We start from the raw sequence: 15,672 nt of genomic DNA on the forward strand, positions 1-15,672 counted from the left end.
CATCGCCGCCTACGGATTCCTGATCTCCGAAACGGAAGCGATTCCCCCCTCAGGGCCACGCAACACGATTCTCGTCAAAGAACATCCCCTTCCCGCAGGCTATCCACCCCGCGGATCCCCCGATCCGGCCTGAGCGTAACGTGCCAAACTCAATCACCTCCGTCCGCATCGCCATCGCCCGCGCGATCTCCCGCACGCTGCCACGTTGCCCATGCTGCCAACAAATTTTCAATCGAAAAAATTTATGACATAGTAAGACTAGGCGGGTGCGCGCATCCGTCCGGTGCCTCCGGCAGTTCAAGGCCTAGCCGGTCTTTAAGGCTGGCCGCCACGAAGCCCGTGCACTGGCGTTCGCCGATTTGTAGCAACGGCCGGCGGATGAGAAGCGGCTGACTGAGTATCAGCGCCAGGGCATCGTCAGCGACGAGGGCTTCTGGCGAGACATCTCCTGATTTGACCGCCGGTGCAGACATATTGAACCAGTGCGTTACGGGCAGATTGCCAAAGAAGGCACGCAGACGTTCCGCTGTCCACGGCTCGGCTAGCAGGCTGCGGGCGATGACCGTGTGCCCTGCCGCACGCAGCACCGCCTTCTGGCGGGCGTTCCCGGCGCAGCCTGGCTTCTCATAGAACACGATCTCCATGGCTACAGACTCAGTTGGATGAGCGGGGCGCCACCGCGGCCGAGCCCCGTGTCCACCTTCTTGCGCACGGCCTCTATGCCCAAGGGCTTGGCCAGCGCGCCATGGGCCCCGGCCCGCAACGCCGCCAGCGCGGGCGCTTCCGTGTTCTTGTCGTGCACCACCAGCACCCGCACGCCAGGATAGGCTGTGGTCAGGTCGTCAACCACAGCAGCCCCACGCGCCTCCACCACCCCTGCAGAGAGCAGCACCAGGTCGGGCTTTAGCCAATCCTGTCCCTTTTCGTACACCTCCTCGGGGGAGGACATTTCATGGGTCTCGATTTCGTCCTGCAGGATAAACTGCAGCACCGCGCGGGTGATTTCATCGGGCTCCACGATGAACACGCGGCGCTGATCGACCGCCCTGGCTGTATCCACTCCGATCTGCACCCCTAACCTCCATCTGCGTTGGTCCAAAGGGGAAAGCAAGAACCATTCCCGCGCCGCAAGCTGGTATTTTGTCCCGTTTAAGACAGGGCCGACACGGGCTGTCAGGTTCGACACATCGCCATGACTTTCTAAACCACCAGAAAAACACTTGAATTTTCTTGATGTATGGTTTGGCATGGCGATTGCATCGTGGTCTACGGGACGGCGAGTGAGGGCTGAACACAGGCAGACGCGCAGGACGAGCGCTGTGTTCCTTCCCGTGACCGCGAGCACGTTACCGAAAGAGATGGACCGCGTGACGAGCGCGGAGATTGGCAACGAACTCACAGGAGACACAAATGTCGAAATTGAGACAGATCGCGTTTTACGGAAAAGGGGGTATCGGCAAGTCCACCACCTCGCAGAACACCCTCGCTGCCCTGGCCGAGATGGGCCAGCGCATCCTCATCGTGGGCTGCGACCCCAAGGCGGACTCCACCCGTCTTATTCTGCACGCCAAGGCGCAGGACACCATCCTCAGTCTTGCCGCCGCCGCCGGCTCGGTTGAGGATCTCGAGCTGGAAGAGGTCATGAAGGTCGGCTACCGCGACATCCGTTGTGTTGAGTCGGGCGGCCCGGAGCCGGGCGTTGGTTGTGCCGGCCGCGGCGTCATCACCTCCATCAACTTCCTGGAGGAGAACGGCGCTTACGAGAACATTGACTATGTGTCCTACGACGTGCTCGGCGACGTGGTGTGCGGCGGCTTCGCCATGCCCATCCGCGAGAACAAGGCGCAGGAAATCTATATCGTCATGTCCGGCGAGATGATGGCCATGTACGCCGCCAACAACATCGCCAAGGGCATTCTTAAATACGCTAATTCCGGCGGCGTGCGCCTGGGCGGGCTGGTCTGCAACGAGCGCCAGACCGACAAGGAGCTGGAGTTGGCGGAATCCCTGGCCAAGAAGCTGGGCACGCATCTCATCCACTTCGTGCCGCGCGACAATATCGTGCAGCATGCCGAACTGCGCCGCATGACCGTGCTGGAATACGCCCCGGATTCCAAGCAGGCCGAGGAATACCGCACGCTGGCCCGCAAGGTCCACGCCAACGCCGGCAATGGCGTGATCCCGACGCCCATCACCATGGACGAGCTTGAGGACATGCTGATGGAACACGGCATCATGAAGCAGGTGGATGAGTCGCTCATAGGCAAGTCCGCCGCGGAACTGGTCGCTGAAGCCGCACTGGTCGCCTAAGGCCAAACGCCCTGGCTGACTGGAACGGCCAGGGTCCCCAAACGGATAAGCCAAGGAGCAAGAAGATGAGCGTTGTAGAAACCCTGAGCGTCGAAGACATCAAGGCGCGCAACAAGGAACTGGTCGAAGAGGTGCTCCGGGTCTATCCGGAGAAAACCGCCAAGCGCCGGGCCAAGCACCTGAACGTGCACGAGGAGGGCAAGGCCGATTGCGGCGTGAAGTCGAACATCAAGTCTATCCCTGGCGTGATGACGATTCGTGGCTGCGCCTATGCTGGCTCGAAGGGCGTGGTGTGGGGTCCGATCAAAGACATGATCCATATCAGCCACGGCCCCGTTGGCTGCGGCCAGTATAGCTGGGCGGCGCGCCGCAATTATTATATCGGCATCACCGGTATCGATACTTTCGGCACCATGCAGTTCACCTCGGATTTCCAGGAGAACGACATCGTCTTCGGCGGCGACAAGAAGCTGGCCAAGGTGATCGACGAAATTCAGGCATTGTTCCCGCTCAACCGCGGCATCTCGGTGCAGTCCGAATGCCCTATCGGCCTCATCGGCGATGATATTGAGGCAATCTCCAAGACCAAGTCCAAGGAATATGAGGGTAAGACCATCGTGCCCGTGCGCTGCGAAGGCTTCCGCGGCGTGTCGCAATCGCTCGGTCACCACATCGCCAACGATGCGGTGCGGGACTGGGTGTTCGACAAGATAGGCGACAAGCTACTGGCCTTTGAGCCGAGCGCGTATGACGTTGCCATCATCGGTGACTACAACATTGCCGGCGATGCGTGGTCTTCTCGCATCCTGCTGGAAGAGATGGGCCTGCGCGTGATCGCGCAATGGTCGGGCGACGGCACGCTGGCCGAGCTTGAAGCCACGCCGCGCGCCAAGCTGAATGTGCTGCATTGCTACCGCTCTATGAACTACATCTCGCGCCACATGGAAGAGAAATACGGCACCCCCTGGGTGGAGTATAATTTCTTTGGCCCGACCAAGATCGCTGAATCGCTGCGCAAGATCGCCAGCTACTTTGACGACAAGATCAAGGAAGGCGCCGAGAAGGTCATCGCCAAGTACCAGCCGCTGGTTGATGCCGTCATCGCCAAGTACAAGCCGCGCCTGCAGGGCAAGACGGTAATGCTTTATGTTGGCGGTTTGCGTCCGCGCCATGTGATTGGCGCCTACGAGGATCTGGGCATGGATGTTGTCGGCACGGGTTACGAGTTTGGCCATAACGACGATTATCAGCGCACCGCCCAGCATTACGTGAAGGACGCAACGCTGATATACGATGACGTCACTGGCTACGAGTTTGAGAAATTTGTCGAGAAGGTGCAGCCCGATCTCGTTGGCTCCGGCATCAAGGAAAAGTACATCTTCCAGAAGATGGGGGTGCCGTTCCGCCAGATGCATTCTTGGGATTATTCGGGTCCCTATCATGGCTATGACGGCTTTGCCATCTTCGCCCGCGACATGGACATGGCGATCAATTCCCCCGTGTGGAATTTGACCAAGGCGCCGTGGCCCCCCAAGCCGCAGCCGCTGCAGCTTGCCGCGGAATAAACGGTCATTCTCAGGACTTAAGGAAAGGGCTTCATCATGACCCAGGACGCAGATAAGGTACTCGACCATTTCGAGCTGTTCCGCGGCGCGGAATACAAGGAAATGTTCGCCAATAAGAGGGCGAATTTTGAAAACACGCACCCTGATGCCGAGGTTGACCGGGTGCGCGAATGGGCGAAAACCAAGGAATACCAGGAGAAGAACTTCGCCCGCGAGGCACTGGTGGTTAACCCCGCCAAGGCTTGCCAGCCGCTGGGCGCGGTGTTCGTGGCCGTGGGCTTTGAGGGCACGCTACCCTTTGTGCACGGGTCGCAGGGGTGCGTTGCGTATTACCGCAGCCATTTTTCACGCCACTTTAAGGAGCCGACCTCGTGCGTTTCCTCGTCGATGACGGAAGATGCGGCCGTGTTCGGCGGCCTCAACAACATGGTTGACGGCCTGGCCAATGCCTACAGCATGTACAAGCCCAAGATGATCGCTGTCTCCACCACCTGCATGGCGGAAGTCATCGGCGACGATCTCAATGCTTTCATCAAGACTGCCAAGGAAAAAGGTTCCGTTCCCGCCGAGTTCGACGTCACCTTCGCGCATACGCCGGCCTTCGTCGGTAGCCATGTGACCGGCTACGATAACGCGATGAAGGGCGTGATCGAGCATTTCTGGGATGGCAAGGCCGGTACCGTGCCCAAGCTGGAGCGGGCCGAGAACGGCTCCATCAACTTCATCGGCGGGTTTGACGGCTATACCGTCGGTAACATTCGCGAGGTCAAGCGCATCTTCGATCTGATGCAAGTTGAGTACACCATCATCGGCGATAATTCCGATGTGTGGGATACGCCGACCGATGGCGAGTTCCGCATGTATGATGGTGGCACAAAGCTGAATGATGTTGCGAATGCTGTAAACGCCAAGGCGACCATTTCGATGCAACAGTTTTGTACCGAAAAGACGCTGGAACTTGTTCGTAATCATGGCCATGAAGTGCTGGCCTTCAACCACCCGGTGGGTGTCGCCGGGACCGACCACTTCCTCATGGAAGTGTCTCGCCTGTCCGGCAAGCCGATCCCGGCTGAGCTGGAGAAGGAACGCGGCCGGCTGGTGGATGCCATCGCCGATTCAAACGCCCATATTCACGGCAAGAAATTCGCCATCTATGGCGACCCCGACCTGACCTATGGGCTGGCCGCGTTCCTGCTTGAACTGGGCGCGGAACCCGTGCATGTGCTAGCGACCAATGGCAACAAGGCGTGGGCCGCGAAGATGCAGGCGCTGTTCGACAGCTCGCCTTTCGGCGCCAATTGCAAGGCTTATCCGGGGAAAGATCTGTGGCACATGCGCTCACTGCTGTTCACCGAGCCTGTCGATTATCTTATTGGCAATACCTACGGAAAATATCTGGAACGCGATACCGGTACGCCGCTGATCCGCATAGGCTTCCCCATCTTCGACCGGCACCATCATCATCGCCGGCCGGTATGGGGCTACCAGGGCGGCATGAACTTACTGATCACCATCCTCGACAAGATCTTCGATACGATGGATGCAAAGACGAACGTTGCAGGCCAGACGGACTATAGCTACGACATCATCCGCTGATGATGCCAAGCCTCCGCCGCCAATATGCGGCGGAGGCGAACCAACTGGAGACCACTGAGCGCAACAGAAGGAGCACGCCGCATGACTTCGCTGAATGCTAAGATCCAGGAGGTTTTCAACGAGCCCGCTTGCGGCGTTAATCACAACAAGACCGAGAAAGAACGCAAGAAGGGGTGCACGAAGCAGTTGCAGCCTGGCGGCGCGGCGGGTGGTTGCGCCTTCGATGGTGCCAAAATTGCGTTGCAGCCATTCACGGATGTCGCGCATCTGGTGCACGGTCCGATCGCCTGCGAGGGCAATTCCTGGGATAATCGCGGTTCAAAATCCTCCGGATCGGCACTATGGCGCATGAGCTTTACAACCGACATGAATGAAACGGACATCGTCTTCGGCGGTGAGAAGCGGCTTTATAAGGCGATCAAGGAAATCGGCGAGAAATACGATCCCGCCGCGATCTTCGTGTACCAAACCTGCGTGCCCGCCATGATCGGCGATGACATCAACGCCGTATGCAAGGCCGCGGCCAAAAAATTCGGCCGGCCGGTGATTCCGGTGAATTCTCCGGGCTTTGTGGGGCAAAAAAATCTAGGTAATAAGCTCGCTGGAGAAGCGCTTCTTGACCACGTCATCGGCACCGCCGAGCCTGAATATACCACGCCCTATGACATCAATATCATTGGCGAATACAATTTATCCGGCGAGCTGTGGCAGGTGAAACCGCTGCTGGACGAGCTTGGCATCCGCATTCTCTCCTGCATTTCCGGCGACGGAAAATATCTGGAGGCCGCCTATTCCCATCGCGCCAAAGCGGCGATGATGGTTTGCTCGCGCGCCATGATCAACGTCGCCAGCAAAATGGAGAAACGGTATAATATCCCATTCTTCGAGGGGTCATTCTACGGCATTGGCGACACAAGCGATTCTCTGCGCGAAATTTCCCGCCTGCTCATCAGCCGCGGTGCACCGGACAAACTGATGTTTCATACCGAAGCACTGGTCGCCCGCGAGGAGCAGAAGGCCTTTGCCGCGATTGAGCAGTTCAAGGTCCAGCTTGCAGGAAAGCGCGTATTATTGATTACCGGCGGGGTTAAATCTTGGTCGGTGGTGGCGGCGCTGCAGGAAGCCGGGCTGGAAATTGTCGGTACCAGCGTCAAGAAATCGACGAAGGAAGACAAGGAGCGCATCAAGCAGATCATGGGCGAGGATGCCCATATGATCGACGATATGACGCCGCGTGAGATGTACAAGATGCTGCGCGAGGCGCGCGCCGATATCATGCTCTCTGGCGGACGCTCGCAATTCGTGGCGCTGAAGGCAGCAATGCCATGGCTCGATATCAACCAGGAACGTCATCACGCCTATATGGGCTATGTCGGCATGGTGGACCTTGTCCGGCAAATAGAGAAGAGCCTTTATAATCCGATCTGGGAGCAGGTGCGTCAGCCGGCGCCGTGGGACGTGAATGGTGAGAGCTGGCAGAAAAAGGCGCAGGCCGCGCCTGCCGCGCTGCCGCTCGCCGCGGAGTAGGCGGCATGGCCATTGTCACCACCATCAGAAAATCATGTACCGTGAATCCGCTGAAGATGAGTCAGCCCGTCGGGGGGGCGCTGGCCTTCATGGGGTTGCGCAATACAATGCCGCTGCTGCATGGCAGCCAAGGCTGCACCTCATTCGGCCTCGTCCTCTTCGTTCGGCATTTCAAGGAAGCCATTCCACTGCAAACCACCGCGATGAGCGAGGTTGCAACAGTTCTCGGTGGTTACGAGAATATTGAGCAGGCGATCCTGAACATCTATAAGCGCACAAAGCCAGATCTCATTGGCATTTGCTCAACTGGCGTTACCGAAATAAAAGGTGATGACGTGGAGGGCTTCATCAAGCTCTTCCGGATGAACCATCCTGAATTCACGGACTACCCGATCGTCTATGTTTCAACACCAGACTTTTCGGGCGCCTTTCAGGATGGCTGGGACAAGGCCGTGACGCGGATTATTGAAGCGCTTGTACCGGCACAGGTTCTTGCGCGCGACCCGCGCCATGTGAATGTTCTGCCTGGCTGCCACATAACGGCCGGAGACATCGACGAATTGCACGAGATTTTTGAGAATTTCGGGATGGAGGCGGTATTTTTGCCAGATCTATCAGGGTCTCTTGATGGCCATATCCCCGATGATTTCACGCCAACCACGCTGGGCGGAATTGGCGTTGATGAGATCGTCCAAATGGGCTCGGCGAACTGGACCATTGCGATTGGTGCACAGATGAGTGCCGCGGCGCAGGCGCTGCAAGCCCGCTCGGGTGTTCCGTTCAGGCTGTTTGAGCGACTGTGCGGCTTAAGGCCGAATGATGAATTCTTTGCGTTCCTGAGCGAGATCAGCGGCCGGCCGGTACCAGCAAAATACCGCCGCCAGCGCAGCCAGTTGATCGACGCCATGCTCGATGGACATTTTTATACCGGCGGGCGAAAGCTTGCCATCGGCGCGGAGCCAGACCTTCTTTACGACATTGCCTCGCTGCTGCACGAGATGGGAGCCGAGATCGTCGCGGCGGTGACGACGACGGCCTCTCCGGTTCTGGAAAAACTCGCGGTTGATGAAGTCCTCATTGGCGACCTGGAAGATTTGGAAATCCGCGCCAGCGCTCGTGGAGCTGATCTGCTGCTCACTCACGCGCATGGGCGGCAGATGGCGGCACGGTTGGAATTGCCGTTTTTCCGCATTGGCCTGCCGATATTCGACCGGCTTGGCGCGGCGCATATTGTAACTGTCGGCTATAAAGGCACGCGCAATCTTATTTTCAGCATGGCCAATCTGCTGATGGAACACAATGAAACGTATCACAAGCCCACACCGGATTCGTGGCGCCGAGCGGCGCAAGAGGAGGCAGTATGAAAATCGCATTTTCTACACAGGATAAGAAGCGCGTCGATGCGCATTTCGGCTGGGCGCGCCATATCGTCATCTATGAGGTCACCCCTGATGGTTCCAAATTTCTTCAGGATCTGACGTTTGACGGTGACCTCGCCGAAGATGGTAACGAGGACAAGCTCGCGCCCAAACTGAATGCGATTCGGGATTGCGCCATTTTATATGTCGCGGCCATTGGCGGCTCCGGTGCGGCACGCGTGGTGGCCAGCAACATTCATCCCATCAAGGTCAATCAACCTGAGCCGATTGATAAACTGCTGGTGAAACTGCAAGAGGTCCTTGCGGGAACACCGCCGCCATGGCTGCGCAAGGCATTAGCGAAGGATAAAGAAAAAATCTTAAATTTTGAGGATTAATAGCATGCCTGATGTGATTGATACCGTGGATGTCCCCTTCGTTAAGGAGCTTATCAATATCTGGCGTGCCCAGGATTCACACGGCACCTGGGACGGCAAGCCGGACATTGAATTGCTGACGCCATATATTCTTGACAAGGAGGCGCGCCGCGATCTGCCGATTATAGGCGATCCCGATCCGGAGACGATCTGGCGTTTGGAATTGTTCTTCAATGCCGTTTGTTTGGGCATTGAGCGCGCGACATGTGTGATGATCACGCCAATGCTGAAGATGAGCCATGAGGGCTTCGGCCGTATGGTGCTGATCGGCGGGCGGTTGATTGTGGTGAACAAGCAACTGCGCGACGTGCATCGGTTCGGCTTTGACAATCTGGCCAAGCTTGCTGAAGAGGGCGACAAATATGTGCAGGCGGGTGTCGAGATGATTACGAAATTTCCCGAAGTGGCGAATTGCTGATGAGCGATGTTGAAACCTTGAAAGCGGAGATCAAGAAGCTTTCGGCGAAAGCGATGCAGGCAAAGATGGACCTGCATGACCTCTCCGAAGAATTGCCGCTGAACTGGCAGTCAGTCATCGGCATCGCCCAGCGCACGCATGAGGCGTTTGAGGCGCTGGAGGAGAAACGGGCGGCGCTCAAGGAACTGGAATCAGAATGAGCCTAAGGAGAGACACGATGAGTCTGACATCGCGCAACGGAAGCATCTGGAAGCCAGAATATCTTCTGGCCATTAACCCTGAAAAATGCATTGGCTGCGGTCGTTGTTACAAAGTTTGCGGCCGTGATGTGATGACGCTCAAAGGGTTGAATGAGGATGGAGATTATGTAGACCTTGATGATGACGATGATTATGAGATTGAGAAGAAGGTGATGGTGCTGGCAGCAGCCGGTGCATGCATCGGCTGCGGCGCCTGCGCGCGCGTCTGCACCACCAACTGCCAGACACACGGAGCAGGCTGAGCATGGATGCGGCTGTGGCCTATGCCTGGTTCATGGACGCTCCATCGCCCGGCTATGATGCGGAGGATCGTCACGCCATTGCCAGCATTCTGGCGGTGGGGCTGGCCGAAGCCGGCGGCAATCTGCGCGATGTGTGCGCGCAAGTGGGACTGAGCGACGGCGCGCTGGGTCAGCTCGTGGCCGGCATGTTCCCAGGGGCCGCTGGGATTTTCTCCGCTATCGATACGAGCATCAGCGTCGATGTACCAGAGGAGGAGCAGGCTTTGCGCGATCTGTTCCGCCTATATGCTCGTGACACATCAATGTTGACAAAATGGGTCGGCGCCATGGTGGCGCGGCGCGCGCAATCGCCCAATCATTTGTGGCAGGATATGGGGCTGCGCGACCGGGCCGAGGGTTCAGCCCTCATTTCGCGGCATTTTCCGGGCCTCGCGGCGCGCAACAGCCAGGATATGAAATGGAAGAAGTTCTTCTACCGGATGGTCTGCCGCTCGGACGGCTTCACGCTGTGCGCCGCTCCGGTGTGTTCGGATTGTGATGATTTCGATCATTGCTTCGGTGCCGAGGATGGCGAGACCCTGCTAGCGCGCGTGAGCAACGGTTCTACATTGCCGGCGGCTTGAATCCATGCGGCGTCCGGGGCTAGCTTGAACACATGACCACTGCTTATGTCATCTGCCGTCTTGAGGATATTCCCAGCCGCCAGGCGCGTGGCTTTCTGCTCGCGCGGCGCGGCGGAGCGGGGGAGGAGATTCCCTGGCCCGTGTTTATTGTGCGCTGGGGCCGGCATGTCTTTGCCTATGAGAATAAATGCCCGCACCAGGGCACGCGGCTGGACTGGGAAAAGGACCAGTTCATGGATGGTGCTGGCGAGCGGTTGATTTGCGGCAAGCACGGCGCGCTGTTTGAACTGGATACCGGCCGGTGCATCGTCGGCCCCTGCGCCGGCGCCGCGCTCATCTCAATTCCCGTCAGCGTCGAGGATGCAGACATCTGCTTCCTCGGCGTTGATCTGATGGAACCAGGCGAGGATTAAACCGGGCGATTTTCGTTTCTGTTTCGCACTGGAGTTGTTAGCTTCAAGACCTCCTCGAAGGACTTCTCCTGATAGTCGGAGACGAAGCTGATCGCCTTATCGGCGAGTTGGTCCAGCTTGCCGCCGGTGCTCAGCTTTTTCATGTCGGTTTTGTCTAAGCCGATCAACTCCATCAACTCCATCCACACGGTGGATTCGTCGAGCGGCAGGATGTTGAAAGTGATGTTACCCATTTTCACACGGTATTTGGCAAGAAGATCGATGTTGTTGCAGAACATGAAGTAGGTGCCTGTGGGTGAGAGCAGGCCGCTCAGCACTTTGGCGGCATCGGCCAGATACGCGAAGGAGTGCAGGTAGCCGGCCAGAAAAGGCAGAGGGCTGTTATCCTCGGACGCAATGATGAAGACCTGCTCGATGGAGTATTCGGGCGGGCGTTTCTCATCGGCCAGTTGCTGCTGGAATTTAAGTGCGATGTCGCCGCGGAAGCCAAAGCGCCCGGGCTTTGTGGTTGGTGCTTTGAGCACTGCGTTGAGCAAACGGTGTTCCTGCTCCAAGCGATTCAGCGCCGTAGTCTCGATACTGGTCATACAAAAATTCCTGTCTTAGCTGGTCGTGGGCGCGTCACTGCGCTCTGGGCTCTAAGGCAAGGAGCGTGCCGAAATTATGCGCCGCCGCAGGGGCGGTTTGGGGGGCTGTGTCGTCCAACCGACAGCTACGCGTGTCGGGAAGCCGACATGGCGCGGCAAAGCCCGACACGCTTGAAAAAAAGCCTGACAATTTATGTTGTTTGGTATTGGCACGGGGGTTGCATTGAAGCCCCTGTAGACCCGCGGTACGCCGCGCCAGGACAACGGAGTGACCCATGATCAACTTGACAGACAGCATCAACTTGACAGACAGCGCGTTGAATGCGGTGCGGACAGCGATGGCAGGCGCACCCGGCCCGGTGGCGGGTTTGCGCATCATGGTAGAGACCGGTGGCTGCGCCGGATACAAATACATGATGGGTCTGATTCCCGATTCCAATGCTGATGACGAGGTAGTGGAACGCGACGGCATTAAGTTATTTCTGGACCCCAAGAGCCGCGGCCTGCTGGCTGGCACCTCCATCGACTTTGTGGTGGCGCTGCAAGGTTCTGGTTTCACCTTTGAGAATCCCAACGTCACCAATAGCTGCTCGTGCGGCAAATCATTCGGGTAGGGGGCGCCATGTTCGTTCAGCAAGAGGCATCATCCCTCACCGCCGCCAGCGATGATCTGCGCCGGCAACTGATCGAAGCCGCCATCGAGGAAATCCGCCCCACTCTGCGCCGTGATGGCGGTGACTGCGTGCTGGTCGGCATTGAGGGCAAGACCGTGCAGGTGCGGCTCACAGGTGCGTGCATGTTCTGCAAGCTCAGCGGTGCCACGTTGGCAGGAATCCAGAGCCGTGTCGCAGAGAAATTAGGCGAGTTCGTGCGCCTGGTGCCCGTGCCCGGAGGCGTCAAGTCAGCCTACTGATCCGTCAGCAGCAAGGGGGCATTATGCAGGTCTATCTTGACAACAACGCGACAACCCGCACCGATCCGGCCGTGGTTTCGGCAATGATGCCGTATTTTAGCGAGTATTTCGGCAATGCCTCATCGGTGCATGGGCTGGGTGGCGGTGTCAGCGGGGCCCTGCGCCTTGCGCGGCGCCAGCTGATGACATTGCTGGGCGCACCGCAGGAACAGGAGATCGTCTTCTGCTCCGGTGGTACCGAAGCCAACAATACCGCTATTCACGTGGCGTTGGAGACCTTGCCCGAACGCGACGAGATCATCACGAGCACGGTCGAGCACGCGGCGATTCTCGCGCCATTGGCGTGGGCACAGAAAACGCGCGGCATAAAATTGCGCCATATTCCTGTGGATACCCATGGACGGTTGGACCTTGACGCTTACCGTGCTGCCCTGGGCCCGCGCACGGCGCTGGTCAGCCTGATGTGGGCGAATAACGAGACGGGTACGGTGTTCCCTGTGGGCGCATTGGCGAAAATGGCGCACCAGGCCGGGGCGCTGTTCCACACCGATGCTGTGCAGGTCATTGGCAAGCTGCCCATAGCGCTGGCGGGCACGCAGATCGACATGCTCTCCCTCTCTGGACATAAATTCCACGGTCCCAAGGGCGTGGGTGCGCTTTATGTCCGCAAGGGGATAAAGTTCAGCCCCCTGTTGCGCGGCGGGCACCAGGAACGCGGGCGCCGGGCGGGGACGGAGAATGTGCCCGCCATTGTGGGGGTGGGCGCGGCGGCGGCGCTTGTGGATAGCGCCGCTTGGTCCCGCATGGCGGCGCTGCGCGACCGTCTGGAGGCCGGGATACTGGCGGCAGTACCCGGCTGCCGGGTGAATGGCGATGCGGCGAACCGCCTGCCTAATACCTGCAATCTGGCTTTCGAGCATGTGGATGGCGAAGCCGTGCTGAACAATCTGGCCAGGGCGGGCATCGCCGCTTCGTCCGGTTCGGCCTGCACCTCGGGCAGCATGGAGCCCTCGCATGTGCTGCGCGCCATGCGCGTGCCGCTTAATGCGCTGCACGGCGCCGTGCGCTTTTCGCTCTCGGCCGAAACGTCCGAGGCCGAGATTGACTATGTGCTGGCGGTGCTGCCCGGCATTGCCGCCAAGGCGCGGGAGCGCTCGCCGCTCTGGGCCGATCATCTGAAAGCCGTGAACTTTACTTGAGGAGCTGAGGACATGACCCCGAATCCTATTCCCGTCATCTTCAATGACACCACGCTGCGCGATGGTGAGCAGGCGCCGGGCGTAGCCTTCACGCCGAAGGAAAAGTTGAAGATCGCTCGTGCGCTGGATGAGGCGGGAGTGGACGAGATCGAGGCCGGAATCCCGGCTATGGGTGAGGCCGAGATCGCCGCCATCAGCGCGGTGTGCGCCGAAGTACGCCAGGCGGCGGTGATTGGCTGGTGCCGCATGAGCGAGGCCGACGTGGCGGCGGCGCAGCGGGCCGGGCTGTCGCGCGTCAATTTGTCGATCCCAGTGTCTGATCGCCAGATCCAGGCGAAGTTCGGCACGGGCCGTGCCGATGCGCTCGCGCGTCTGCGCCGTGTAGCAAGGCTGGCACGCGATGCCGGGCTGGATGTAGCCGTGGGCTGCGAGGATGCTAGCCGGGCGGATATGGAATTTCTGCTGCAGGTGCTGGAGACGGCCGACAAGGCCGGCGCCCACCGGTTACGCTTTGCTGACACGCTGGGCGTGCTCGACCCCTTTGCGACGTATGGCATATTCCAGACATTGCGGGCACATACCGGCATCGAGCTGGAATTCCATGGCCATGATGATCTGGGTTTGGCCACGGCCAACACACTAGCAGCGCTGCGGGGCGGGGCCACGCATGCCAGCGTATGCGTGCTGGGCCTGGGCGAGCGCGCCGGCAATGCCGCGCTGGAAGAGGTGGCGGCCGCACTTTCGCCCATTCTGGGAATGCACACCAATGTTGACCTGACCCGCTTGCCTGCCTTGGCCGCACTGGTAGCGCGCGCGGCGCGCCGGCCGATAGATGCCGCCAAGCCCATTGTCGGTTCGGCGGTGTTTGCCCATGAATCCGGGATTCACGTCTCCGGCCTGCTGCGCGACCCGCAATGCTACGAAGCGCTGGACCCGGTCCGCGTCGGGCGCCACCGCGAAATTGTGCTGGGTAAACATTCCGGCACGGCCGCCGTGGGGAATGCGTTGGAGCGGCTCGGCTTCTGTCCCAGCCGGGACGAGGTGCAGACCGTGCTGGCCTGGGTCCGCGCCCGCGCTCAGGCCGCCAAGCGCGTGGTGAGCGACATGGAGCTGGCGGCCTTCTACCACGCGGCCCATGATGTGGCGCTGCGGGCGCCGCAATGAACCCGCTGGCGTGCTGGGCCGAGGATGTCGCCTGTGTGCGCGGGCGCGACCCGGCGGCGCGCGGCACGGCGGAAATCATACTCACATATCCCGGCGTGCACGCGCTGTTCTACTACCGCCTCGCGCACGCGCTGTGGCGGCGTGACATGCGCTTTCCCGCGCGCCTGCTGTCCTGGTTCGGGCGGCTCGTCACCAATATCGACATCCACCCCGGCGCGGCCATCGGCCGGCGCTGCTTCATCGACCACGGCGCCGGGGTCGTCATTGGCGAAACCTCTCTAGTTGGCGACGATGTCACGCTCTATCACGGCGTCACGCTGGGCGGGGTGAGCTGGTCGCCGGGCAAGCGCCACCCCACGCTTGGCGATGGCGTGCTGGTGGGCGCGGGCGCGAAAATCCTGGGGCCGATTACCGTCGGCGCGGGCGCCCGCGTGGGCGCCAATTCAGTGGTGGTGGAGGACGTGCCCGAGAGCATGACCGTGGTCGGCATTCCCGGGCGGATTGTGCGCGAACTGCGCGACAGGCGTCTGGCCGATGGCCGCCTAGACCTGGAACATCATCTCATCCCCGATCCTGTTGGCGAAGTTCTTACCCTCATGCTCGATCGCATCGCCTTCCTAGAAACACAGGTGGCGCATCTGCGCGGGGCGCAGCGTCTGCGTTCCGCCTCAGCTTGGAGACAAACACATGACTATACTTAAAGATCTCGCTAAACTCTCCGCCGCCGAGGAGTTTTTCGCCTATCTCGATGTGGCCTACGACCCGGCGGTGGTCCACGTCTCGCGCCTGCATATTTTGCGCCGCATGGGCCAGTATCTGCGCGAGAGCGATGCACGCGGAATCTTCAACAAGATGGACAATGCGCAGGTGCGCCTGCTGTGCCGCGACCATCTGGCCAAGGCCTACCAGGATTTTGTCGTATCCACGCCAATCCAGGAGCGTTTGTTCAAAGTCCATAAGGATGCTGTCGCGCCTAAGACGGCCGCGGAGAAACCTTTTGTGCCACTCAGCATGCTGACCGGCGTGCAAGGTGCGTAGGAATGTCGGCGATGCGACATGA

Annotated in this window: 20 protein-coding genes; 17 read left to right on the forward strand and 3 right to left on the reverse strand. The window is 59.5% G+C overall.

All coding sequences use genetic code 11. The features are described from left to right. Positions 1 to 242: 242 nt before the first annotated feature. On the reverse strand, positions 243 to 644 hold the full coding sequence (locus HKL97_RS11480) for an ArsC/Spx/MgsR family protein (protein ID WP_291425441.1): 402 nt from the start codon (positions 642 to 644) through the stop codon (positions 243 to 245). 2 nt (positions 645 to 646) lie between these two features. Continuing rightward, a complete protein-coding gene (locus HKL97_RS11485; protein ID WP_291425443.1) occupies positions 647 to 1,072 on the reverse strand; it encodes a response regulator in 426 nt (141 codons plus the stop codon). A 338-nt stretch (positions 1,073 to 1,410) separates the two neighbouring features. Here HKL97_RS11485 and nifH point away from each other — a divergent pair, with 338 nt between their 5' ends. The 11 genes from nifH (at position 1,411) to HKL97_RS11540 (ending at position 10,749) form a co-directional block, all read left to right on the forward strand. Continuing rightward, the gene (gene nifH, locus HKL97_RS11490) at positions 1,411 to 2,310 is read left to right on the forward strand and encodes a nitrogenase iron protein (protein ID WP_291425445.1); all 900 of its coding nucleotides are present in this window, start codon (positions 1,411 to 1,413) and stop codon (positions 2,308 to 2,310) included. 65 nt (positions 2,311 to 2,375) lie between these two features. Beyond that, entirely contained in the window at positions 2,376 to 3,875 is a 1,500-nt protein-coding gene (nifD, locus tag HKL97_RS11495; RefSeq protein WP_291425447.1) for a nitrogenase molybdenum-iron protein alpha chain, read from the forward strand. Positions 3,876 to 3,911: 36 nt separating this feature from the next. Continuing rightward, the gene (gene nifK / locus HKL97_RS11500) at positions 3,912 to 5,471 is read left to right on the forward strand and encodes a nitrogenase molybdenum-iron protein subunit beta (protein ID WP_291425449.1); all 1,560 of its coding nucleotides are present in this window, start codon (positions 3,912 to 3,914) and stop codon (positions 5,469 to 5,471) included. 81 nt (positions 5,472 to 5,552) lie between these two features. Next, positions 5,553 to 6,998 (forward strand): nitrogenase iron-molybdenum cofactor biosynthesis protein NifE, encoded by a 1,446-nt coding sequence (nifE, locus tag HKL97_RS11505; protein WP_291425451.1) that lies wholly within the window; start codon positions 5,553 to 5,555, stop codon positions 6,996 to 6,998. Positions 6,999 to 7,003: 5 nt separating this feature from the next. Further along, on the forward strand, positions 7,004 to 8,362 hold the full coding sequence (gene nifN / locus HKL97_RS11510; protein WP_291425453.1) for a nitrogenase iron-molybdenum cofactor biosynthesis protein NifN: 1,359 nt from the start codon (positions 7,004 to 7,006) through the stop codon (positions 8,360 to 8,362). After that, positions 8,359 to 8,754 (forward strand): nitrogen fixation protein NifX, encoded by a 396-nt coding sequence (nifX, locus tag HKL97_RS11515; RefSeq protein WP_291425456.1) that lies wholly within the window; start codon positions 8,359 to 8,361, stop codon positions 8,752 to 8,754. The genes nifN and nifX overlap by 4 nt, the downstream gene beginning before the upstream one ends. A gap of 4 nt (positions 8,755 to 8,758) precedes the next feature. After that, positions 8,759 to 9,211: a NifX-associated nitrogen fixation protein gene (locus HKL97_RS11520; protein WP_291425458.1), complete on the forward strand. Its 453-nt coding sequence runs from the start codon at positions 8,759 to 8,761 to the stop codon at positions 9,209 to 9,211. Then, on the forward strand, positions 9,211 to 9,411 hold the full coding sequence (locus tag HKL97_RS11525; protein WP_291425460.1) for a CCE_0567 family metalloprotein: 201 nt from the start codon (positions 9,211 to 9,213) through the stop codon (positions 9,409 to 9,411). The genes HKL97_RS11520 and HKL97_RS11525 overlap by 1 nt, the downstream gene beginning before the upstream one ends. 17 nt (positions 9,412 to 9,428) lie before the next feature. Beyond that, on the forward strand, positions 9,429 to 9,713 hold the full coding sequence (gene fdxB, locus HKL97_RS11530) for a ferredoxin III, nif-specific (protein WP_291425461.1): 285 nt from the start codon (positions 9,429 to 9,431) through the stop codon (positions 9,711 to 9,713). 2 nt (positions 9,714 to 9,715) lie between these two features. Further along, positions 9,716 to 10,336 carry a nitrogen fixation protein NifQ gene (locus tag HKL97_RS11535; protein WP_291425464.1) on the forward strand — a complete coding sequence of 207 codons (621 nt, stop codon included), beginning with the start codon at positions 9,716 to 9,718 and terminating at the stop codon, positions 10,334 to 10,336. Positions 10,337 to 10,368: 32 nt separating this feature from the next. Next, positions 10,369 to 10,749, forward strand: a complete 381-nt coding sequence (locus HKL97_RS11540) for a Rieske 2Fe-2S domain-containing protein (protein ID WP_291425466.1) — start codon at positions 10,369 to 10,371, stop codon at positions 10,747 to 10,749. On the opposite strand, the gene HKL97_RS11545 is transcribed toward HKL97_RS11540, so the two are convergent. Further along, a complete protein-coding gene (locus tag HKL97_RS11545; protein ID WP_291425468.1) occupies positions 10,746 to 11,336 on the reverse strand; it encodes a hypothetical protein in 591 nt (196 codons plus the stop codon). The genes HKL97_RS11540 and HKL97_RS11545 overlap by 4 nt on opposite strands. A gap of 275 nt (positions 11,337 to 11,611) precedes the next feature. Here HKL97_RS11545 and HKL97_RS11550 point away from each other — a divergent pair, with 275 nt between their 5' ends. From HKL97_RS11550 to nifW, 6 genes are read left to right on the forward strand one after another with little or no spacing between them, the layout of a single operon-like run. Then, entirely contained in the window at positions 11,612 to 11,950 is a 339-nt protein-coding gene (locus HKL97_RS11550) for an iron-sulfur cluster assembly accessory protein (RefSeq protein WP_291425470.1), read from the forward strand. Between the two features lie 8 nt (positions 11,951 to 11,958). Further along, positions 11,959 to 12,249 carry a NifU family protein gene (locus HKL97_RS11555; RefSeq protein WP_291425472.1) on the forward strand — a complete coding sequence of 97 codons (291 nt, stop codon included), beginning with the start codon at positions 11,959 to 11,961 and terminating at the stop codon, positions 12,247 to 12,249. A 20-nt stretch (positions 12,250 to 12,269) separates the two neighbouring features. Beyond that, complete coding sequence (gene nifS / locus HKL97_RS11560; protein ID WP_291425532.1) at positions 12,270 to 13,448, forward strand: cysteine desulfurase NifS; 1,179 nt, start codon at positions 12,270 to 12,272, stop codon at positions 13,446 to 13,448. A 12-nt stretch (positions 13,449 to 13,460) separates the two neighbouring features. Further along, the gene (nifV, locus tag HKL97_RS11565) at positions 13,461 to 14,612 is read left to right on the forward strand and encodes a homocitrate synthase (protein WP_291425474.1); all 1,152 of its coding nucleotides are present in this window, start codon (positions 13,461 to 13,463) and stop codon (positions 14,610 to 14,612) included. Further along, entirely contained in the window at positions 14,609 to 15,313 is a 705-nt protein-coding gene (cysE, locus tag HKL97_RS11570; protein WP_291425476.1) for a serine O-acetyltransferase, read from the forward strand. Before nifV ends, cysE begins: the two co-directional genes overlap by 4 nt. Continuing rightward, entirely contained in the window at positions 15,300 to 15,650 is a 351-nt protein-coding gene (gene nifW, locus HKL97_RS11575; RefSeq protein ID WP_291425478.1) for a nitrogenase stabilizing/protective protein NifW, read from the forward strand. The genes cysE and nifW overlap by 14 nt, the downstream gene beginning before the upstream one ends. The last annotated feature ends 22 nt before the right edge of the window (positions 15,651 to 15,672 follow it).

Source organism: Acidocella sp. (assembly GCF_013044125.1).
GTDB lineage: Bacteria > Pseudomonadota > Alphaproteobacteria > Acetobacterales > Acetobacteraceae > Acidocella.